At 67.5% G+C, this 20,915-nt stretch carries 16 protein-coding genes; 4 read left to right on the top strand and 12 right to left on the bottom strand.

What is annotated here, in order from left to right; genetic code table 11:
* Window positions 1-11 precede the first annotated feature (11 nt).
* From ACW17Y_RS03430 to manD, 8 genes are all read right to left on the bottom strand, one after another.
* Window positions 12-1,649 carry a TldD/PmbA family protein gene (locus tag ACW17Y_RS03430; RefSeq protein WP_492037387.1) on the bottom strand — a complete coding sequence of 546 codons (1,638 nt, stop codon included), beginning with the start codon at window positions 1,647-1,649 and terminating at the stop codon, window positions 12-14.
* Window positions 1,650-1,833: 184 nt separating this feature from the next.
* On the bottom strand, window positions 1,834-2,667 hold the full coding sequence (locus ACW17Y_RS03435) for an enoyl-CoA hydratase-related protein (RefSeq protein ID WP_492037388.1): 834 nt from the start codon (window positions 2,665-2,667) through the stop codon (window positions 1,834-1,836).
* Between the two features lie 3 nt (window positions 2,668-2,670).
* Window positions 2,671-3,744: a pyrimidine utilization protein A gene (gene rutA, locus ACW17Y_RS03440; RefSeq protein ID WP_492037389.1), complete on the bottom strand. Its 1,074-nt coding sequence runs from the start codon at window positions 3,742-3,744 to the stop codon at window positions 2,671-2,673.
* An 11-nt stretch (window positions 3,745-3,755) separates the two neighbouring features.
* Window positions 3,756-4,556, bottom strand: coding sequence for a pyrimidine utilization protein D (gene rutD, locus ACW17Y_RS03445; RefSeq protein ID WP_492037390.1), 801 nt, complete (start codon window positions 4,554-4,556; stop codon window positions 3,756-3,758).
* On the bottom strand, window positions 4,553-4,942 hold the full coding sequence (rutC, locus tag ACW17Y_RS03450; protein WP_492037391.1) for a pyrimidine utilization protein C: 390 nt from the start codon (window positions 4,940-4,942) through the stop codon (window positions 4,553-4,555). The genes rutD and rutC overlap by 4 nt, the downstream gene beginning before the upstream one ends.
* Window positions 4,943-5,647, bottom strand: coding sequence for a pyrimidine utilization protein B (gene rutB / locus ACW17Y_RS03455; protein WP_492037392.1), 705 nt, complete (start codon window positions 5,645-5,647; stop codon window positions 4,943-4,945).
* A gap of 201 nt (window positions 5,648-5,848) precedes the next feature.
* On the bottom strand, window positions 5,849-8,272 hold the full coding sequence (locus ACW17Y_RS03460) for a glycoside hydrolase family 3 protein (RefSeq protein WP_492037393.1): 2,424 nt from the start codon (window positions 8,270-8,272) through the stop codon (window positions 5,849-5,851).
* Window positions 8,266-9,534, bottom strand: coding sequence for a D-mannonate dehydratase ManD (manD, locus tag ACW17Y_RS03465; protein WP_492037394.1), 1,269 nt, complete (start codon window positions 9,532-9,534; stop codon window positions 8,266-8,268). The genes ACW17Y_RS03460 and manD overlap by 7 nt, the downstream gene beginning before the upstream one ends.
* Window positions 9,535-9,608: 74 nt before the next feature.
* Between manD and ACW17Y_RS03470 the strand changes: the two genes are divergently transcribed.
* Window positions 9,609-10,370, top strand: coding sequence for a FadR/GntR family transcriptional regulator (locus ACW17Y_RS03470; protein WP_492037395.1), 762 nt, complete (start codon window positions 9,609-9,611; stop codon window positions 10,368-10,370).
* A gap of 4 nt (window positions 10,371-10,374) precedes the next feature.
* Here ACW17Y_RS03470 and ACW17Y_RS03475 read toward each other — a convergent pair whose 3' ends face one another.
* Together ACW17Y_RS03475 and ACW17Y_RS03480 are read right to left on the bottom strand one after the other, a co-directional pair.
* Window positions 10,375-11,637, bottom strand: a complete 1,263-nt coding sequence (locus tag ACW17Y_RS03475; RefSeq protein ID WP_492037396.1) for an alginate lyase family protein — start codon at window positions 11,635-11,637, stop codon at window positions 10,375-10,377.
* 64 nt (window positions 11,638-11,701) lie between these two features.
* A complete protein-coding gene (locus ACW17Y_RS03480) occupies window positions 11,702-14,605 on the bottom strand; it encodes a TonB-dependent receptor (protein WP_492037397.1) in 2,904 nt (967 codons plus the stop codon).
* Window positions 14,606-14,752: 147 nt separating this feature from the next.
* Between ACW17Y_RS03480 and ACW17Y_RS03485 the strand changes: the two genes are divergently transcribed.
* Together ACW17Y_RS03485 and ACW17Y_RS03490 are read left to right on the top strand one after the other, a co-directional pair.
* Window positions 14,753-15,895 (top strand): glycoside hydrolase family 88/105 protein, encoded by a 1,143-nt coding sequence (locus tag ACW17Y_RS03485; protein WP_492037398.1) that lies wholly within the window; start codon window positions 14,753-14,755, stop codon window positions 15,893-15,895.
* Window positions 15,896-16,009: 114 nt separating this feature from the next.
* Window positions 16,010-17,848, top strand: a complete 1,839-nt coding sequence (locus ACW17Y_RS03490) for a hypothetical protein (RefSeq protein WP_492037399.1) — start codon at window positions 16,010-16,012, stop codon at window positions 17,846-17,848.
* 3 nt (window positions 17,849-17,851) lie between these two features.
* On the opposite strand, the gene ACW17Y_RS03495 is transcribed toward ACW17Y_RS03490, so the two are convergent.
* Both ACW17Y_RS03495 and ACW17Y_RS03500 read right to left on the bottom strand, forming a co-directional pair.
* The gene (locus ACW17Y_RS03495) at window positions 17,852-18,463 is read right to left on the bottom strand and encodes a response regulator transcription factor (protein WP_492037400.1); all 612 of its coding nucleotides are present in this window, start codon (window positions 18,461-18,463) and stop codon (window positions 17,852-17,854) included.
* Window positions 18,460-19,920 (bottom strand): sensor histidine kinase, encoded by a 1,461-nt coding sequence (locus ACW17Y_RS03500; RefSeq protein WP_492037401.1) that lies wholly within the window; start codon window positions 19,918-19,920, stop codon window positions 18,460-18,462. Before ACW17Y_RS03500 ends, ACW17Y_RS03495 begins: the two co-directional genes overlap by 4 nt.
* Window positions 19,921-20,184: 264 nt before the next feature.
* On the opposite strand from ACW17Y_RS03500, the gene ACW17Y_RS03505 reads away from it, so the two are divergent.
* Window positions 20,185-20,898, top strand: coding sequence for a TorF family putative porin (locus ACW17Y_RS03505; protein WP_492037402.1), 714 nt, complete (start codon window positions 20,185-20,187; stop codon window positions 20,896-20,898).
* Window positions 20,899-20,915: the final 17 nt, after the last annotated feature.

Below are 20,915 nucleotides of genomic sequence, written 5' to 3' on the forward strand. Positions count from 1 at the left end.
CTTGGGTCCGATCAACCGAGCGAACGCGCGGTGTTGATGACGTTGATCTTGTCGAAGCGGGTCGAGGAAGAGCCGTGGCTCACCGCCGACACCTGGCTGGGCTGGCCCTTGCCGTCGAAGAACGAACCGAACATGCGGTAGTCGCTCTGGTCGCAGATGGCCGAGCAGGCGTTCCAGAACTCGGGCGTGCGCATCTGATAGGCGACGTCCTCGAGCGGCTGGGTGATCTCGCCGTTCTTGATCTCGTAGAACAGGGTGCCGCCGAACTGGGCGTTGTAACGCTGCTGGTCGATCGAGAACGATCCCCGGCCCAGGATGTAGATGCCGTTTTCGACATTGGAGATCATGTCGTTGCGGGTCATCGGCGTCGTGCCCGGCTTGAGCGAGACATTGGCCATGCGCTGGAACTGAACCGTGGACCAGCTGTCGGCGTAGGAGCAGCCGTCCGAGGCAGTCTTGCCCAGAATGTGCACCTGGTCGCGGGTCGCCTGGTAGTCGACCAGCTTGCCGTCCTTGACCAGATCCCACGACTTGGTCTTGACGCCCTCGTCGTCATATTCGACCGCGCCGAGGCTGCCCGGCTGGGTCTTGTCGGCGAACAGGTTGACGATCTCGGAGCCGTACTGGAAGCGGCTCTCGCGCTTGTCGAGCGTGGCGAAGCTGGTGCCGGCGTAGTTGGCCTCGTAGCCCAGCACGCGGTCGAGCTCGAGCGGGTGACCGACGGACTCGTGGATGGTCAGGCCCAGGTGATCGGGGTCCAGAACCAGATCGTACTGGCCCGGCTCGACCGACTTGGCGGTCAGTTTCTCGCGCGCCTGACGGGCGGCTGCGACCGCGTCCTCGCGCATGTCGTAGGACATGCCGTAGCTGATGACGGCGCCGTTGGCCGACTCCAGCTTGTCCTCGGCGCGGCCGTCCATGTACTCATAGCCGAGGCCCATCGGGGCCGAGAGGCCCTGACGCGAGCGGAACTTGCCGGTCGTCTGGTCGATGACCGTGACCGACATCGGGGCCCAGATGCGGTGCACGTCCTGATCGATGTAGGACCCGTCCGAGCTGGCGAAATACTTCTGTTCGTTCACCAGGAACAGCTGCGAGTTCACGAAGTTTGCGCCGGCTTCCATCGCCGCGGCGTTGACGCCCAGCAGCAGTTCGACCTTCTCGGCGATCGGCACTTCCATCGCGTTGCGGCGGATCGGGGTCTTCCAGGTCACCTCGCCGACGCCGGGCGTGGGCGCGAGCTGGACCGGCTGGGTCTGGTTCTTCGCATTGGCCTTGGCGATGGCGGTGGCCAGACGGGCGGCTTCGGCCACGGCCTCGGGCGTCATGTCGTTGGTGGCGGCGAAGCCCCAGGCGCCGTCAGCGATGACGCGCACGCCCGTGCCGATCGACTCGGTGTTGACGATGTTCTGGACGTTGGCTTCGCGGGTGATGACGAACTGGCGCAGGTAGCGCCCGACGCGCACGTCGCAGTAGCTGGCTCCGGCGGCGGAGGCGGCGCTGAGGCCGGCATCGGCCAGGCGCTTCTTCACCGCGATCTCGATGGTCTCGCCCAGCTGGGATTCCGCAATGGCGCGGCCGGCGAACCCGGGCAGCAGAAGCCCCCCCGCGCCGATGCCGCAAGCGGCGAGGAATGAACGTCTATCCAAGGCTTCTCTCCACCCGAATGGCCTGCCGCGGGGGCGAACAGGCGGTGTTGAGCGGGCATCGCACAGAGCCCCCTCGTCACGCGGGCGGCATCTTTGACAGGCGGATGACAGAGGTCAAACGATCGGAGCGCTTCTGGCCGATCATTACGAACTCTTAACGCCGGCCCCAGCGTTGGCGGGCTTTTCAGACGGCCGGGTCGAAGGGCCTCAATGGCGCCAGAGGGGCGAATTCGCCTTCGGTGCGAGTCATGCGCGCCTGAATCGCGGCCATGACATCGGCCGGGCTCCACAGCGAGCCCTGCATTACCGCGATCCATTCCAGTCCCTCGGCGACCGTGTGATCGCGGGCGTGGTTGAGGGCGGCCTTGGAGCCGGAGACGGCCAGCGGCGCCTTGGTCGCGATCCTCTTCGCCATATCGAACGCAGCGGCGAGGACGGCCCCGGCGTCGGGCAGGACGGCGTTGACCACGCCCAGCCGCTCGGCGCGTTCGGAGGTCAGGGTTGAGCCCGTATAGGCCAGCTCCCGCACTACGCCCTCGGGCATCAGCTTGGGCAGGCGCTGCAGGCTGCCGATGTCGGCCATCATCCCGATGTTGATTTCCTCGATGCGGAAATAGGCGTCGGCGCTGGCCAGCCGGATGTCGCAGGCGGCGATCAGGTCGAGGCCGCCGCCGACGCAGGCGCCCTGGATCGCGGCGATGACCGGGAACCGCACCTTCTCCAGCGTCGTCAGGGTCTCCTGCAGTTCACGCGCGGTCTGGTGAAAGGCCTGGCGGTCAGCCGCAGTGTCGGCGCTCAGGATCGCCCCGCCGGAGAATACGGAGATGTCCATGCCGGCGCAGAAGTTCTTTCCTTCACCGGACAGGACGAGGACGCGGACTTCCCCAGTCGCATCCAGCGCCTTCAGCTCCGGACCGAAGCGGCGCCAGAAGTCCATGTCGAGCGCGTTGGACGCCTCGGGCCGGGTCAGACGCAGATGGGCGACCGGGCCCTCGCGGGTGATCTCGAAACTGGGCAAGGGTCAGGCGGCTTTCACATTGGCGCGGCATGTCATCAGCGGCTGGATCTTCTGTCCGAAGTCCTCGATGCCCTTCTCGAAGTCGTCGAAGGTCAGCAGGACCCCGCCGGTGCCGGGCACTTCGGACATTTCATCCAGCATCCGCGCGACGCTCGCGTAGGAGCCCACAAGGGTGCCCATGTTGATGTTCACCGCCCCTTCGGGCGCGGCGAGCTGGCGGACGTTGGTCGTGGCGTTGACCTTGTCGGCTGCGCCCTGATCCTTGAGCCAGCTGATCGCGTCCACATCGACGCCGTCGTTGTAGAGTTTCCACTTCGCCATCGCCTCTTCGTCGGTGTCGGCGGCGATGACCATGACGAGGACGAACATCTTCACGTCGCGGCCGGTCTTCTCGGTTGCCACGGCGAGGCGCTCGTTGTTGAAGGCGAAGGCCTTGGGCGTGTTGACTCCCTTGCCGAGGCAGAAGGCGTAGTCCGCCCACTGGGCCGAGAAGGCGAGGCCTTCGTCGGACGATCCGGCGCAGATGATCTTCATGTCGGTGGACGGCGTCGGCCGGACCAGACAGTCGTCCATCGTATAATAGTCGCCCTTGAAGTCCGAGCGACCCGTCTCCCACAGCTCGCGCAGGATGCGGGCGTATTCGTCGAGCATCTGGTAGCGGTTGCGGAAATGCTCCTCGCCCGGCCACAGGCCCATCTGGGAGTATTCCGGCTTCTGCCAGCCGGTGATCAGGTTCAGGCCGAACCGGCCGTGGCTGATCGAGTCGATCGTGTTGCACATCCGCGCGGCGAAGGCGGGCGGGATGACCAGGGTCGGGCAGGTCGCATAGATCTTGATCTTCTCGGTGACCGCCGCGAGCCCGGCCATCAGGGTGAAGCTCTCCAGTCCGTATTCCCAGAACTCGGTCTTGCCGCCGAACCCGCGCAGCTTGATCATCGAGAGCAGGAAATCGAGGCCATAGTGCTCGGCCCGCTGGGCGATGCGCTTGTTCAGGTCGAACGAGGGCATGTACTGCGGCGCGGTCTCGGAAATCAGCCAGCCGTTGTTGTTGATCGGTACGAAGACGCCGACTTCCATGATGATCGCCCTCAGTCGTCGCCGGAAAGAAAGGCGACCAGACGCGCATTGAACGCACCGGAAGCCGTCGCCGTAAAGGCGTGTCCGCCCCAGGGGACGACATCGAGGGTCGCGTTCGGCAGGCCGTCGGCCAGACGCCGTGACAGGAGCGGCGGCACCAGCATGTCGTCGGCGGAGGCGGCGACGAGGACCGGGTGTGGAATCTCGCCGAGCCTGTCGTCGATATCGAAGGCCAGCAGCGCGCCGATCCGGGCCAGCATGACGTCGGTGCGAGGGAAGGCCTGGATGTGATGGTGCTCCTGCGTCTTCAGCAGGGCGTCGTTCTCGCTGATCCAGTCTGGCGGAAACAGGAACAGCGCCTGGGCCTCGACATAGGCGGTGGGACCAAAGGCTTCGAGCAGGCGGGTGCGGGCGGCGAAACAACGGGCGACGTGCGGGTCCGGCCGCGACCAGCCGTTGACGACGACCAGTCGGTCCAGCCGATCCGGATGGTCGAGGGCGAGTTGCAGCCCGGCGTTGCCGCCCGCCGCGTGGCCGACGATGTGGGCCCTGGCCGTGCCGGTGGCGTCGAGGACCGCGATCATGTCCTCGGCCATGGAGGCGACGGAGTGGTCCGGCTTCAGGCTGCGGTCGCTGCGGCCGGTGCCGCGATGATCATAGAGGATGACGCGGAAGCGCTCCGTCAGAGCCTCCATCTGCGGCGACCAGAAGGCGGCCGAACCGCCGAGGCCGGCGGACATCAGGACGCTGTCGGCGCCCACGGGACCCTCGTGAACCTCGTACCAGAGGCCATCGGCGACGCCTGTCGTCACCGTTTGCCGATGTGGGCGATGGTGGCGATCTCGACGAGGAAGTCGGGGCGGACCAGGCCGCACTGGATGCAGAACCGGGCCGGCTTGTCGCCCGGGAAGAACTCCGCATAGACCTTGTTCAGGGCGGCGTAGTCGGCCCAGTCCTTGAGGAAGATGTGGTTCATGGTCACGTCGTCCATGGTCCCGCCGGCGGTCTCGATCACCGACTTGATGGTCTCCAGAACGATGCGGGTCTGGCCCTCGGCGTCGCCGACGCAGGCGACGTTGTTGTCCTTGTCGAAGGCCAGGGTGCCCGAGACATAGACCACGCCGTCGGCCAGCGTGCCGGGCGAGAAGGGGGCGATCGGGGTCTGGGTTCCGGGCGGGGTGATGACGGTCTTGGGCATTCAGGTCTCCTCAGTGTTGGGCGCGATCTGACCGACGACGCCCTTGAAGTCGGCGACGCTGGAGACCCAGCCGAAGAATGTCTCGATGTTGTAGATGGCCGCCTTCTGGACGAACTCGGGCCCCGCCTGATGGGTGGCGTCTTCCAGCACGATGCCGAAATATTCGAGGAAGAAGCCGTCCCGCAGCGTGGACTCGACGCAGACGTTTGTGGCGATGCCGACGAAGACCAGATTGCGGATGCCGCGCGAGCGCAGGACGCTGTCGAGCTGGGAGTTGAAGAAGGCGGAGTAGCGCGACTTGTGCAGGCAGATGTCGCCCGGCTGGGGCTTCAGTTCATCGACCAGTTCGTAGTCCCAGGTTCCGCGGGCCAGCAGCGTCCCCGCCAGCTCGGGCCGGGCGCGCATGGTCTTGAGCGCGTTGGACTTGTGGAAGTTGGGGCTGCCCGGACCGCCCGCCTCGACATAGTCGGGATCCCAGCCGTTCTGGAAATAGATGACCTGGACGCCCGCGCGCCGCGCGACGTCGAGCACCCCCCTGGTGTTCTCGATGACTCTTGCGGCGCCGGAGATGTCGAACCCGGCCAAATCCAGATAGCCGCCGGGCGAGGCGTAGGCGTTCTGCATGTCGATGACGATGACGGCGGTCTTCGTCGGGTCGATCTCCAGCGGCTCGGGTCGGCAGGGCAGGGTGATCGTGTTGGCCATCCAGCGACCATGACACATGCGGGCGGGACGCCAAGTCCCGGGACGCTTCGTGGGACTCCAAAATTCGAGTCTACATAGTCCACTGAGTCCCACGGGCTCGTGGCGTCTGATGACAGCGGACTTGTCAAAGACCCGGACGGCAGATGGCGTCGCCTTGCGCGAGAGGCAAGTCGCCAAAAAGAATAAATTCTTATGTTGGCGTTACGGCGTCGGGCAGGCTTCGGTAGTCGGGGCGACCAGTCGCAGGTCCTCTATCGACACTTCCGAACCGGTCGGGGCGGTGATCTGGAATTGGGCCAGGCGAGCCGGTTCGGCGCCTTCGAAGCAGCGCAGGGGAACGGCGGTCGTGGTCCAGTCCGGGGCGGCGGGCAGGGCGACGGCGCCTTGACCGATGGCGACCCGGACCGGGGCGTCGGCCTGGTATCGGATCGACACGGCCAGCGCCGGATCGCTCGGGGTCGGCGGACCGCCGATGACGACGAGGGCGCCGTCGGCCATGAAGCGGAAGCGGCGGGCGGACTCTTGGGCGGCGCCGTCGATGGGCGCCATGGCGACGCCTCCCGAGGGGCTGGCGGCCGCGCCCGGGCTTTCGACGCGGTGGTTGCCGGAGGCGTCTCGCAGGGTGACCGACCAGGGCGCGACGAAACGGCCCGAGGCGAAGAACCGGGGCAGGGCCGTGGCGTCGTCGGGCAGGCCGTCGTCCTCGCTCAGCGTCGGCGTCGAGCCGGGCCGCGCATAGGTCAGGCCGTAGCCGAAGGCGAACTCCGGGTCGTAGCCGGGCGCGCCGATGTTCTGTGGGGGCTGGGCGGCGCTGCGAGGCCAGGAGAAGCTCAGGGTCCCCGTGAAGTCGTGGCGGGGCTGGCCAGTGGGGCCGGCGACCAGCACATCAGCGACGCCCGCGCCCTCCGCCCCCGGCAGCCAGGCGGCGACGAAGGCGTCGGCGGCGTTGATCTCGGGGTTGGTCCAGAGCGGGCGGCCCGACAAGAAGACGGCGACGGTTGGGATGCCAGCGGCTTTCAGCCGCCGCAAGGTCTCCAGCGGCCCGGTCGGGGCGAAGTCGAGCGTGTCCTGATCGCCGTAGAACTCGGCATAGGGCGTCTCGCCGAAGACGACGATGGCGACGTCGGGTTTGGTCTCATAGACGCCGTCGGGTGACAGGGTCGCGCTCCCGCCGGTCTCGGCCACAGCGTCGCGCAGGCCCGCCCAGATCGAGGTCCCGCCGGGGAAGTCTGCATTCGTATTGCCGACACCCTGCCACCCGATGGTCCAGCCGCCGGCCGCCATGCCGATGTCGTCGGCGGCCTCGCCCACGACGAGCACCCGCGCGCCGGGACGGATGGGCAGGGCGGAGCTTTCGTTCTTCAGCAGGACCAGCGACTGGCGGACGGCCTGACGCGCCAGGGCGCGATGCTCGGCCGAACCGATGATCTCGAACCGGCCCTCGATCGGGTCGGCGGAGTCAAAGACGCCCGCCGCGATCTTGGTGCGGAGGATACGGGCGACGGCCTCGTCCAGCCGCGCGGCGGAGATCTCGCCCGACCGGGCCTGGGCCAGGGTGTTATCGTAAAGGGCCTTCCAGGCGTTCGGGGCCATGAACATGTCGAGCCCGGCGTTGATCGCGTCGGGGCAGGAGTCCGAACGGCAGCCGGGCAGGGCGGCGTGGGCGTCCCAGTCGCCGATCAGCAGGCCCTCGAAGCCCAGCGGTCCCCGCAGGACGTCGGTCAGCAGCGACCGGTTGCCGGTGTGCTTGGCTCCATTCCAGCTCGAGAAGGACACCATGACCGACAGGACGCCGGCGTCGATGGCCTCGCGGTAGCCGGACAGGTGGACGTCGATCAGTTCCTGTTCGGACATCGCTGCATCGCCCCGGTCGCGACCGTCGGTGGTTCCGCCGTCGGCGAGGAAATGCTTGGCCGATCCCATGACATAGCCGGACGCCAGACCGACGCCGTCGCGCAGTTCGCCCTGCAATCCGCGCACGAGGGCGGCGGAATAGGCTCGGGCGACACCCGGCTCTTCGGAGAACCCTTCATAGGTCCGGCCCCAGCGGTCGTCGCGGGGCACGGCCAGGGTCGGGGCGAAGGTCCAGTCGACGCCGGTCGCTGCGACTTCCTTGGCCGTGGCGCGGGCGATGGCCTCGACCAGGGCCGGGTCGCGCGCGGCGCCGAGGCCGATGTTGTGCGGAAAGATGGTCGCCCCGACGATGTTGGCGTGGCCGTGCACAGCGTCGACGCCGAACAGCAGGGGCACGCGTGCGCCGGGGCGTTCGGCGGCGGCCGCGCGGAAGGCGCGCGACAGGTCGAGCCAGGCCTGGGGTCCCGACCGCTCGTCGCCGTTGGGCGAGGAACTGCCGCCGGCCAGTATCGAGCCGATAGGCCAGGTGGCGAGGTCCTCCGGCTTGATCGCGCCGATGTCCGCCTGGATCAGCTGACCGACCTTCTCCTCGATGGTCATGACGGCGAGCAGGTCGCGGACGCTGGCCTCGGTCGCCGGGCCGGTCAGGGCGGCGGGGCTATGCGACGTCGGCCAAAGCTCAGGATGGGCCGTCGCATCCTGAGCCCAGGACGGCGCGGCGAGCAGGGCGAGGGCGGCGACCCCAGACGCGAGTGCGGCCCGGCCTACCAATTGAACATCGTCCCGTCTTCGAGGCGGTTCACCGGCAGATAGGCGCGGCGATAGGGGTGGCTGGCGGCCAGAGCTTCGTCGAGATCGACGCCCAAGCCCGGCGCGTCGCCCGGGTGCAGCATGCCGTCCTGGAAGCCGTAGGCGTGCGGGAAGACGGCGTCGGTCTCCGGCGTGTGCCGCATGTATTCCTGCAGGCCGAAGTTCGGAACCGACAGGCCGAAATGCAGGGCCGCCGCCATCGTCACCGGCGACAGGTCGGTGGCGCCGTGACACCCGGTCCGCACGTGGTGCAGGTCGGCGAAGGCCGCGATCCGCCTCAGATGGGTGATGCCTCCCGCATGGACGACGGTCGCCCGCACGAAGTCGATCAGCCCCTCCTCGATCAGGGTCTTGCAGTCCCAGATGGAGGAGAAGATCTCGCCGACGGCCAGGGGCGTCGTCGTGTGCTGGCGGATGGTGCGGAAGGCGGCCTGGTTCTCGGCCGGGACGGCGTCCTCCAGCCAGAAAGGCCGGAAGGGCTCCAGATCCTTGCCCAGACGACCCGCCTCGATCGGCGTCAGCCGGTGATGGACGTCGTGCAGCAGATGCACGTCCCAGCCCAGGGCCTCGCGCGCGGCGGCGAACAGAGCGGGCACCGACTTCATATAGCGTTCGGTCGACCAGACGGTCTCGGTCGGCAGGTCGGCGTCGGCGGGTTCGTAGAACATCTTGTCGCGCGACACGCCGTAGGTGCTCTTCAGACCGGGCACGCCCGACTGCAGCCGGATCGCGCGATAGCCGAGATCGCGATAGCGCAGGGCCTCGGCCACCGTCTCCTCGATGTTCGAGCCGTTGGCGTGACCGTAGACAGTGACCCCGTCGCGACAGGCGCCGCCCAGCAGTTGATAAAGGGGCAGGCCGGCGATCTTCGCCTTGATGTCCCACAGGGCGACGTCGACGGCGGCGATCGCCGTCATCCCGACCGGCCCGCCACGCCAGTAGGCCCCGCGATAGAGAAACTGCCACATGTCCTCGATCCGGTGGGCGTCCTTGCCGATCAGCAGGGGGACGATGTGTTCTTCCAGATAGGCCACGACGGCCATCTCGCGGCCGTTCAGGGTCGCGTCGCCGAGCCCGTATGTCCCGTCGGCGGTGGTGATCTTCAGGGTGACGAAGTTGCGCCCCGGACAGGTCACGATCACCCGCGCCTCGGTGATCGTCGCCGTCGCGCGGGCGGGGCGCGACGGAATGGAGGGAACAGCGGCGAGGGAACGGTCGATCATCTGGGACCCAACAGGCAGGGATCAGTCCGGACGCACTGGTCTGACCCGGACAACGACATTACAACGAAAGCGGCATGACCACATCGACCGCAGACACCCGCAAACTCTATCAACAGGTCGCGAGCTCGGTCGCGGCCGGGATCGCTTCCGGGCGCTACACCGTGGGCGCGCGATTGCCGTCCGAACGGGACCTGGCCGAGGAGTTCGGCGTCAGCCGCCCGACGGTGCGCGAGGCCATGATCGCGCTGGAGATCCGCGGTCTGGTCGAGGCGCGTCCCGGCTCGGGCATCTATGTGACGGAGGTGCAGGCCACGGGGCCGGCGCCGGAGCTGGACATCGGCGCCTTCGAGCTGACCGAGGCTCGACGCCTGTTCGAGGGCGAGGCCTGCGCGCTCGCCGCCAGCGCCATCACCGACGAGGAACTGGCCGAACTCGAAATCACCCTGGCCCAGATGGTCGGCGAGAACACCCTGGCCACGCCCATCGGGGAGCAGGCCGACCGGCGGTTCCACACCCTGATCGCCCAGGCGACCCGCAACTCCGCCATCGTCATGGTGGTCGAGAACCTGTGGGACCTGCGCTACCGCTCGCCCCTGTGCGCCGCCATGCTGGCCAAGGCGCGTCAGGTCGGGGTGCGCCCCCTGATTGAGGATCACCGCGAGATCCTGGACGCCCTGACCCGGCGCGACCCGAAGGCGGCGCGTGCGGCGATGCACAGCCATCTGGGCCGCGTGATCGAGGGCCTGCTGACGGCGACCGAGATGGACGCCCTCGCGCGCACCCGCTCGGACGTCGAGGCGCGACGCCAGGAGATGGCCCGCCGCTCGGCGATCTGATCGATCAGGGCGCATAGGGCGGCAGACGCAGGTTCAGGTCGAGCCCGGCGTTGCGCTCGCGATAGAGGGCCGCATCGGCCGCCAGTTCCGCGTCGTTCCAGGCCCAGGAACCGCGCTGGAAGACCTCGTAGAGGCCCGTCGTCTCGGTCTTGTCGAGTTCAGGCCAGGGCCATTCGGCCTCACGCCCGGCCCAGCCCGCCATGAAGTTCGTCGCGCTCCGCAACGACCGGCCGTCGGCGCCCTGCCAGTTCCAGAGGTCGACGCCGACGCATTGGCCGATCTGGGCCAGGTCGAACGCCGCTGTCAGGGTCCAGGTCGAATAGTGCAGCGACCGGGTCCGGGTCAGCTCCTGCGGCAGGCTGCCGTCCGGGGCGAACTGGGGAACGATCCGCGCCTGCTTGAAGCGTTCGGCGACCGTCCGGGCGACCTCGTCCATGCCGGCGTAGAGGGCGAACTCCGAGATCAGCATGTCGTAGTAGACGCCGTGGTTGTTGGTCGCGGCCTTCTCTTCGCGCCCGATCTCGCTGGTCGCCATCCATTCGACAAGGGCGGCGAACCAGTCGCGCAACGCGGCGCGCTCCTCGTCGGTCAGGGCGGACGACGTATCCAGCAGGCCGAGGGACTCGACCACGCGGACCAGGCGGGTGGCGTCGATCACGCCCTCGGCGCGGCCGGACACCCGGCCCGGCACGGCCTGGCCGTGGTTGAAGTTGGGGTTCATCCGGGTTTCGGGGGCCAGGAACCAGGTCTTGATGAAGGCCGCCGCCCGGGTCGCATAGCGTTCGTCGCCGGTGAAATAGTACGCCAGAGACAGGGCCTGGACGTCCTGGCTCATGTCCTCCAGATCGGTCAGGTCGAAGGCGTTGGTGGCGCGCTCCGGATTGAACTGACCGTCGCGCCGGACATAGGGCAGGCCGTCCGGCCGGGCCGGGTCCGGCCACCAGTAGGGCCCCATGCTCATATAGTCGTGCCTGTCGCCGCTGGCGGGCGTCTGGGTCTTGTCGACGACGGTGTAGGGGCCGCGCGTCAGGGCGGCGTCGGCGCGTTGCATCATCGCGGCGCGCGCGGGCTGCAGCGTCGCATCGGTCGCGAGCCTCGCCTTGACCGTCTCCAGCCAGTCGGGCCGCCACAGGAAGGTGCGCCGACCGTCGAAGGCCGAGGCGTAACCCATCGATCCTTCGCAGGCAGGCGCGGTCGTCTGGGCCAAGGCAGGCGTTGCGGTCGCCATGACGGCCATGACCACGGACAGGATGGGGGAACGGATCATCGGGCATTCCGGAAGGAAGCAGGCCCGTGGCGACCGTCGGCCGCCACGGGCTTCGGGGAGAGCATCAGTAGCGGAACACGACGCCTGCATAGAACTGCGGCGTGCTCTCGCTGACCTCGGTGATCGAGTCCTCGCCGGCCTTGTACAGGATGTCCCGCTCGTTCAGCACGTTCAGGGCCTGGGCCTTGAGCTGGATATGCTCGTTGATCCGGTAGTTGGCCGACAGGTTCAGATAGCCGGCGCCCTGGACGCCACGGTTCGTCGAGCTGTTCGGCTTGGAGTACTCCGACCGGTAGCGCCAGGCGGCGCGCAGTTGCAGGCCCATGCCTTCCCAGAAGAGCGAGGCGTTGGCGCTGTGACGCGACAGGCCGCGCAGGTTGGCCGGATCGACATAGGGGGCGACGGTCGAGGGATCGGGGAACTCGAAATCGGCCTCGGCATAGTTGTACCCGCCCGACACGCCCAGCCCGCTCCACAGACCCGGTAGATTGGTAAAGACGTGGCTGCCGCTGAACTCGACGCCGTACAGATGGCGCTCTTCGGTGTCATTGGCCGGGGCCACGGCGTTGAAGGTGACCTCCGCCCCGTTGGCGATGATCGAGGTGGTGAACGGCTGGACCGCATCGAAGGCCGCGCCCTTGATCAGCTTGTAGTAGGGCGCGATCGAGAAGCTGGTGTCGGCGCTCAGATAGAACTCCAGCGAAGTGTCGAAATTCCAGGCTTCCAGCGGCTTCAGGTTCGGGTTGCCGGTCTGGGAGTTGGCCAGGACGCCGGCGACGGTGGTGGCCGTCGCGTCGACGATCGGGCTGATGCCGACATTGAATTCCTCGATGCCGACGCGGGCGATCGAGCGCGACACGCCGAAGCGCAGCCGGGTCTGGTCGTTCAGGTCGAAGTTCAGGTTGGCGCTGGGCAGCCAGTAGTCGTAGTCGCCCTCGCCCGTGATCTGGCTGAGCGTGCCCGGCACGACGACGAGGGTCGCGGCCGAACCGGCGACCGACGGCGTGACCGTGACGGCCGAGCGGAAGCCGCGCGCCTCGACCTGGGTCGAGACATAGCGGAGGCCGACGTTGCCGCTGACCGGGATGTTGTTCCAGTCGGTCCCGAAGCTGGTCATCGCATAGAGGGCGCTGATCGTCTCGATGACGTCGATGTCCTCCGGTCCGCGCGAGTCGGCGAGCAGGGGGTTTGTGTCCCGGCCGGTGTAGGCGCGGAACAGGCAGTCGTTGCTGAACTGGGCCCAGGACCGGATGTTGGTCGAGGACTCGCTCATGAAATCCGTCGTGGCGAAGGGCACGCGGCACTGGGCGTTCGCCTGGGCCGTGATCTGGGCGACCGTCAGGCCGTCGCGGGCGATAGGCGTGGCCACGTCCGCGTTGTTGTTGAGGTCCGTCTCGCGGGTGTGTTCCGACACCCGGGCGCCGAAGCCGATTGAACGGAAGAAGCCCTCGTCGCCCAGATCATAGGTCGCATCGACCCGGGCCGCAGCGATCGCGTCTTCCCGGTCGGTGACCAGACGATAGCGGGCGTAGTTGGTGTTGGCGGCCGGGACGGCGATCAGGAAGTTCGCCGGGTCATTCACGTCGAAGCCGACGAAGTCGACGTTCGGAACGACGTCTTGTGTGCCGTCGAGCGAGTACACCACACGGCGGCTCGACCGCATGTTGGTGGCCTTCTGCAGCTCGGTGCGGTGGGATTGCGAATAGGACAGATCGCCGGTGACCTGGAGACGGTCGCCCTGCCAGCGGGTGAACAGGCCGCCGCCGATATATTCCTCTTCGCGCAGGCGATCCTCGAACTGGACCTCCAGGTTGGAGTTGCCGGTGTAGCTGATCAGGGCGCCTTCGCTGTAGCCGTTGTCGCCCGTGCCGATCAGGGTCGGCTGGATGCCGCGCGCGGCCTCGGTGATCGCCAGCTGGTTACGGTTTTCCAGGCTGGACCGGTTCGAGTACTGGGCGTCCAGGGTGAAATCCAGACGATCCGTGGGACGCCACTGGAGGGCGCCCAGCAGACCGTCGCGGGTCTCCGAGGTGTTGATCTGGCGGAAGGTCCGCGAGGTGGTCCCGAAATAGAGCGGTCCGGCCGTCGTGCCGGCCTGGTTGGCGGCGCTCAGCGTCGGGCGCAGGGCGCAGTTGAAGCTGGTTCCCGCGGCCGTCTGCTGGGCCGCCGTTCCCCCGATAAAGTTGGGGTTGTTGGCCACCGTGTTGCAGGGAATGAAGGCGGAGTTGGTGGTGTAGTAGTCCTCGGGAACCGCCTGGTCCTGATGCTGGTAGCCGATGCTCAGGCCCAGGTCGCCGATCGCGGTGTCCAGCCAGCGGTCGGTCCACGAGATGTTGGCGCGATAGCCCATGCCGTTGCGGCCGAGGATGGCGGCGTCCTTGGGCTGATAGACGGCGCGGTATTCGGCCTGGAGGCGGGGCGTAGCTTCGAGCGGACGGATGGAGCGCAGGTCGATGACGCCGGCGATGCCGCCGTCGAGGAAGTTCGCCTGCTGCGACTTGTAGACCAGGACGCCGTTCACGAGCTCTGACGGGAACTGCTGGAAGGCCACCGAACGGTCGGGCCCGGCGGTCGAGACCTCGCGGCCGTTGAAGGTCGAGAAGGAGAGGGTGGGGCCCAGACCCCGGACCGACAGTTCGTTGGCGTTGCCCTTGAACCGGTCGGCGGTCACGCCCGTGATCCGCTCCAGCGTGTCGCCGACGGAGTTGTCGGGCAGGGAGCCGATCTCGTCGTTGACGATGGCGTCGACGATCGTGGCCGTCTCGCGCTTCACGGCGATGGAGTTGCGCTGCGTCGCGCGGATGCCGGTGACGACGATCTCGTCGACCGAGGACTCCGGGTCTTGCGGCGCGGGCGCTTCCGATGCGGCCCCTGACGTGCTCTGAGCGAAGGCGGCCGTCGACATCGCCATCGCTGCGACGGACGCCATAAGCAGGACGCGGCCCACGCGGAGCGATACTGTGGTCATGGTGGTTTCCCCTCTAGGACGTTTCGTCGCGCACCCGTTGGTCGGGTGACCTTGCAAACAGGCTAGACCAGAAATGACACCGGTGGCAATATTGGTCTGGCCAAAATTTCCGGGATCAACCGGGATGGGGCCGAAAGGGAGATGAAAATGTTCGGACTGAAACAGGCGCTGGCGGCCATTCAGGCGACGATGCTTCTGGCCTGCGCGCCGGCGATCGCCCAGGCGCCCGATCCGGCCGTGATCCAGCAGGCTCGCCGGGTCGCGGACTGGCAGCTCGCCCACATGGAACAGTTTGAGTATGTCACCACCTTCCGCGAGCCGACCGCCGATCCGATCGACTGGATTCAGGCGACCCTGTGGGTCGGGCTGACCGATCTGGCCGATGTCACGGGCGACGCCCGCTACGCCGATGCCGTGGTGGCTCAGGGGCAGGCCGCCAACTGGGGCTTCGGAAGCCGGCCGCGCCATGCCGACGCCGACGCCATCGGCCACGCCTGGATCTGGGCCGCGACGAAGGCCGGGGGTGAAGAGCGCGCGCGTCGACTGGCTCCGGTTCGCGCCCGGTTCGACGCCGTGCTGGCGACGCCCAGCGACGTCTCCATGATCTTCGACGAAGGCCGGGGCGAACGGCCATGTCAGGTCCGCTGGTGCTGGAGCGACGCCATCTTCATGGCCCCTCCGGTCTGGGCGGCCCTGTCGGCGGCCACTGGAGAGCCCGCCTACTGGCGCCACGCCGACCGCGAGCTTCAGGCGACGATCGCCGCCCTCTACGACCCCGAGGAACACCTGTTCTATCGCGACAGCCGCTTCATCGGCCGCGAAGGACCGGCGGGCCGCAAGGTGTTCTGGAGCCGGGGCAACGGCTGGTCCTACGCCGGCCTCGCCAAGACGCTCGAGGTCCTGCCGGTCGACGACCCGTCGCGCGCCCGCTATGTCGAACTGTTCCGCCAGATGTCCGAACGCATCCGCGGCCTGCAGGGGGGCGAAGGCTACTGGCCGGTCTCGTTGCTCGATCCGGGCGGTCCGCCGGAGACCAGCGGCACGGCCTTCTTCGTCTATGGCATGGCCTGGGGCGTGAACCACGGCGTGCTCGACAAGGCGACATACGGCCCTGCGATCCGCACCGGCTGGGCCGCCCTCGACCGCGCCGTGCAGCCAGACGGCCACCTCGGCTGGGTGCAGCAGGTCGGCTATGCCCCGGATCAGGTCGCGGCGACGGATACCCAGTTGTACGGCGTCGGGGCCCTGCTGATGGCCGCGTCCGAAGTCTCGCTTCGCCAAGATTGGTAAGGCCAGTTGACCTTCCGGTCAGGCCAACATATCGTCATCGTCTGCTCTCCTAAGGCAGACGCCTCTCGGGGGGCGGCCCGATGGCCGTCCCCCTTTTTCTTTCAAGAGTTCCGCATGCGTCCTGTCCCCGTCCTGGCCGCGCTCATCCTCGGCGTCGCGGCGCTTCCCGGAACCCCCCAGGCCCAGGAGCGGGGCGCGATCTATCTGACCCCGCCGCCGATGAACCAGTCGGTTCAGGGCCGGGTCCGGCCACAGGTCGAGGCCCTGCTGGAAGCCCTGGCCGCCGAGGGACGCGATTACACGCTCGACGGCGTCGAGGTGTTCGAGGCCCAGGACAAGTTCCTGCCCGGCAAGATCGCCAGCGGCATGTCGCACGTTCTGGTCGCCACATCGCGCGACGATCCGGCCTTCGCCGAGCGGCTGGCCGGCTTCCGTCGCCTGTCCGAACTGACGCTGGAGGACACGAACGACAGCTGGGGCATCTACTACTACATCTCGGCATTGCACGAGCTTGAGGGCGCAGGACTGCTGGACGAGGCGGTCAGCCCCGAAGCCCTGACCCGTCTGCGTGAGCGGCTGGACTGGCGCGCCTTTGTTCGCGAGCCCGACCTGACCCTGCTCAACCTGCCCAACAACTACTACGGCGTGGCCTTCAGCATCGCCCGGCTGCGCTTCCTGCTGGGGTGGGAGGACGCCTCCGCCTCCGAAGCCCTGCTGGCGAAGACGCTCCAGCATTTCCGCGACTATTCCGGCGAATACGGCTTCGCCGACGAGACCTCGGGCGAGGGTCGGTTCGACCGCTATTCCGTCCTGCTGATCGGCGAGATCGCCCAGCGCTTCATCGAGACGGGCGTGGAGCCGCCGCCGGAGGTCCGGACCTGGCTGCGCAAGTCGGTCGACCTGATGCTGCCGCGCCTGAACCTGCGCGGCGAAGGGTTCGAATACGGGCGCAGCATCGGCGTCTATGGCGAGACGGCCTTCCTCGAAGTCCTGACCGCCGCCGCCGCGCTCGACGTCCTCACCGACCAGGAACAGGCCATGGCCTATGCCTTCTCGTCGCGGGTCGCGGCCCGCTACGTCGACTTCTGGCAGGACAGCGGGACCGGCTCGGTCAACCTGTGGGATCACGGGCGCAAGACCGACGCCTACCGTGGCAAGCACCGCATTCTCGGCGAGAACCTCAGCCTCGCGCACCAGCTGATCTACACCAATGCGATCTGGAACCGGCTGGGCCTGACCGACGGGGTTCCTGACGCCGGGTTCGTGGCGTGGCTGGACCGCCGTCCAACCTCGATGACGACCTGGTTCGCGCGCGGCGACCATGACCGGGTGCTGGTGACGTATCGCGACGGCGACCGGGTCATCGGCCTGCCGCTGATCAACGGCGGTCCGACCCAGCATATGAACACCCCCTACTTCCCGATCCCCTTCTCGCCCGGCGTGCTCGCCGGCGCGGCGGACGAGACCTTCCCCCAGCTGGTTCCCAGGCTGACCCTGGCGGACGGGTCGATGCTGATGCCGCTGTCGTACTTCAAGGACGTCTCGGTCGCCGAGGACGGCGCCCGCACCACTGTCAGCTATCACCAGGACGAACTGGACCGGATGGGGGAGGAGGCTCCACGCCCGGACACGCGCGCCCGGATCCGGACCCGCTACGTCCTCGAACCCGGCGCGATCACCCGCAGCGACGAGATCGTCGTCGACGGCGACGCCGTGCTCGATCTGGAGTTCCCCGTCTTCTCACGCGGCGCCACGACGAACGGCGCCGTCATCCGCTTCGCCCAGGGCGAGGTCGCGTCCTTTGAGGCGACCGGCATGACCTGCGCCCCGACCGAGGATTTCGATGCGGCGACCTACGCCAGCCCGGTCGGCGCCTTCCGGACCCTGATCCGCTGTCGTGCAGAGATCGAGGACCGCGCCAGCCTGTCGTGGCGTATCGGCTTCGCGCCCTGAAGCCTATTCGGCGGGAGACGCCAGTCCCATCCGGACGAGGGCCGACAGGCTGTTCGCCTGCATCTTGCTCATCACCTTGGCGCGGAAAATCTCGACGGTGCGCGGGCTGATGGCCAGGTCTGCGGCGATCTCCTTGTTGGAGCGTCCCTCGACCAGGGCCCGGAACACCTGGTTCTCCCGATGGCTCAGCTGGGCGATGCGCTCGGCGGCTTCCTGCCGGCTCTGGCGCTCCCCCTCCTGTTTCGACAGGTGCCCCAGACAGCCGCGCACCGCTTCGAGCAGGCGATAGGGATCGAACGGCTTCTCGATGAAGTCGACGACGCCGGACTTCATCATCTGCACGGCCATCGGCACGTCGGCATGGCCGGTGATGACGATGATCGGCCAGGCGTCGCCCTTCAGTGCCCTGAGGCGGCGAACCACCTCGGCGCCATCCATGTCGGGCATGCGCACATCGGTGATCACGCAGGCCGAATCCACCTCCGGCAGGTTGGCGATCAGTTCGGCGCCGCTGGCGAAGGCCCGGGCGCGGATCCCCTCGCTGCGAAGAAGGACGAGCAACGCGTCGCGAACGGCGTCGTCATCCTCGGCGATCAGGACCGTGATCGTATTCATGCGTCGACAAGTTCCCGTTCGCGCATCAGACAGAATGAGAAGGCGGCCCCGCCCAGCGGACTGGCCTCGACCGTCAGTACGCCACCATGACTTTCGATGATGGTCCGGGTCACCGAAAGCCCCAGACCCATGCCGCCCGATTTTGTGCTCATCAGGGGGCGGAAGATAGTTTCCATATCGGCGGTCGCAATGCCTGCGCCATTGTCCTCGACGCGGACCTCATAGGCTTCCGGCGAGATCGCCCGGCCGGAAACGACGACGCGCGGGTCAGGCCGGCCCGCGAGGGCCTCGACGGCGTTGCGCACCAGGTTGACCATGGCCTGCTGAAACTGGATGCGCTCGGCCCAGACGCCGTCGTTCTCGTCATCGATCAGGAACTCGATCGTGGCGCCGCCGGTCCGCCCGATCATTCCGAACACGCTCTGAAGGTCTTCGATCATCGAGCTGGCGCGCTCAAAATTCAGCCCCCGGGTCTCGTGCGCCAGAAGCTCGCGCATCCGCCGGATGATCTCGCCGGCGCGCAGCAACTGGGCCTTGGCCATGTCGACGGTCCGGCCCGCGCTGTCCGCCACCGGTCCTGCGCGCTTCATGTCGGTCTGGGCGGCGTGCAGATAGGTGACGGCGGCGCTGAGCGGCTGGTTCAGTTCGTGCGACAGCGACGCCGCCATCTCCCCCAAAGAATTCAGGCGCCAGACGCGGTTCAACTGGGTGTGGAGTTCCCGGGCCTGGGTGTCTGCGGTGTGGGACGCCGTCAGGTCGGTCAGGGTCAGGATGGCATGGTCGGGGTCGCCCTCATCCTCGTTGATACCGAGCTGGATATTGACGTGAAGCTTCTTGCCGTCGCCTCGGCGCGCGACCCATGACCCTGACGCCGCCGGGCCCGTGCCGCGGGGCGCGAAAGTCTCCAGATCGAAATCCTCCACAAACAGGCTGAACGGCTCGCCGACCGCGAGCGCTTCCGGCGCGGCGAGAAGGGTGGAGGCGGACGGGGTCAGCGAGCGGACGACGCCCTGCCGGTCCAGCATTACGACCGGGACGGAGACGAGGATGGTCTGGAGCATGTGGTCACGCCGGGCCAGCCGCCGTGACAGTTCGCTGGCATGCAGGAGGGAGGCGCGCAGCCGCCTGAATCCCTCGGAGATCAACCAGGCCACTGCCGCAAACAACAGGGCGTTGGCGATCGTGTCGATAGGGCTGTCCCGGTTGACCAGGGCGACATTCGCCGCGATGGCCAGGATGATCGCGAAGGCCGTTTCGCGGCGCCCGGCCAGAAGGGACACGGCCATGACGGCGGGCAGCATAGGCAGGTAGTAGAAGCTGCCGAACCCCTCCAGCGCCGCGCGGATGCCAAGGGCGGCCAGCACGGCGACGATCGCCAGGGGATAGCCGACCCACGGCGCTTGAGACAGCTGCGCCGCCTTTGTCCGGATGAACGCAACCGCGTCCTTTTGCGACATGACGCCGCCTCAAATCAGCTTCGGGCGAAGTAAAGCCCGATCAGATTCTTTTGTGTCGATTCGAGGTGGTGATCCGCAGTTATCGGCGTAAACATAGGAAGTTAAATTTCATCCCAGAATGAATAACTGGCCTGCGTCCCCGCCGGAGTTTCCGGCCCCGGATCGGTTCGTTTCCGGCGGGTAAGTATTCCTACCTAGGCCAGGATTCACCAATAATACGGTGGCGCTGGCCATCCTTGGGTTCTCATCCAAGGAGCCTTTTTCATGTTCTCTTTCGTTCGGAGCCGCCTGCGTCGGACCGATTTCGCCACGGCCGCTGTGACCGTTGGCGGCCTGTTCGCCATGGCTGTTCCCGCCGCCGTTCAGGCCCAGGACATCAACTGGACCGTCGGCGTCGCGAGCGAGTACATGGGCAAGGGCGCCGGCAAGAGCAACGGTGAGATCGCGCCGTATGGCTCGGTCGAGGTCAGCACCGGCCAGGTTTACGCGAGCGTCTTCGCCTCGACGGCGGAGATCTCCTCGGGCGGCGACGCCGAGATCATTTCCACCATCGGCTGGCGGCCGACCGTCGGCGACGTCAAGTTCGATCTCGCCGTCCTGAACCGCGACCTGCCCGGCACCCGCGCCGGCGTCGACGGGAACTATTTCGAGTACCAGGCGGACGCCTCCCGCGCCTTCGGTCGCATCTCCACCCGCCTGCGCGTCAACTATACGCCTGACGGTTTCGCCGCGACGCGCGAAGCCTGGTGGATCGAGCTGCAGGGTTCGACCGCACTGGACTCTAAGACCAAGGCCAGCATCGCCATCGCCGACCGCTCCGCCGACGGCGGCGCCGAGTACGTCGCATGGAACGCCGGCGTGAAGCGCAAGCTGACCGACAGCGTCTCGCTTGATCTCCGCTGGTACGACACCGACGGCCACAGCCTGGGCGAGGCCTACGAAGGCCGCCTGGTCGCGTCGATCAGCCTGGCGCTCTGATTTCAAGCCTTCCTCCC

The organism is Brevundimonas sp. AVps7 (assembly GCF_058681545.1).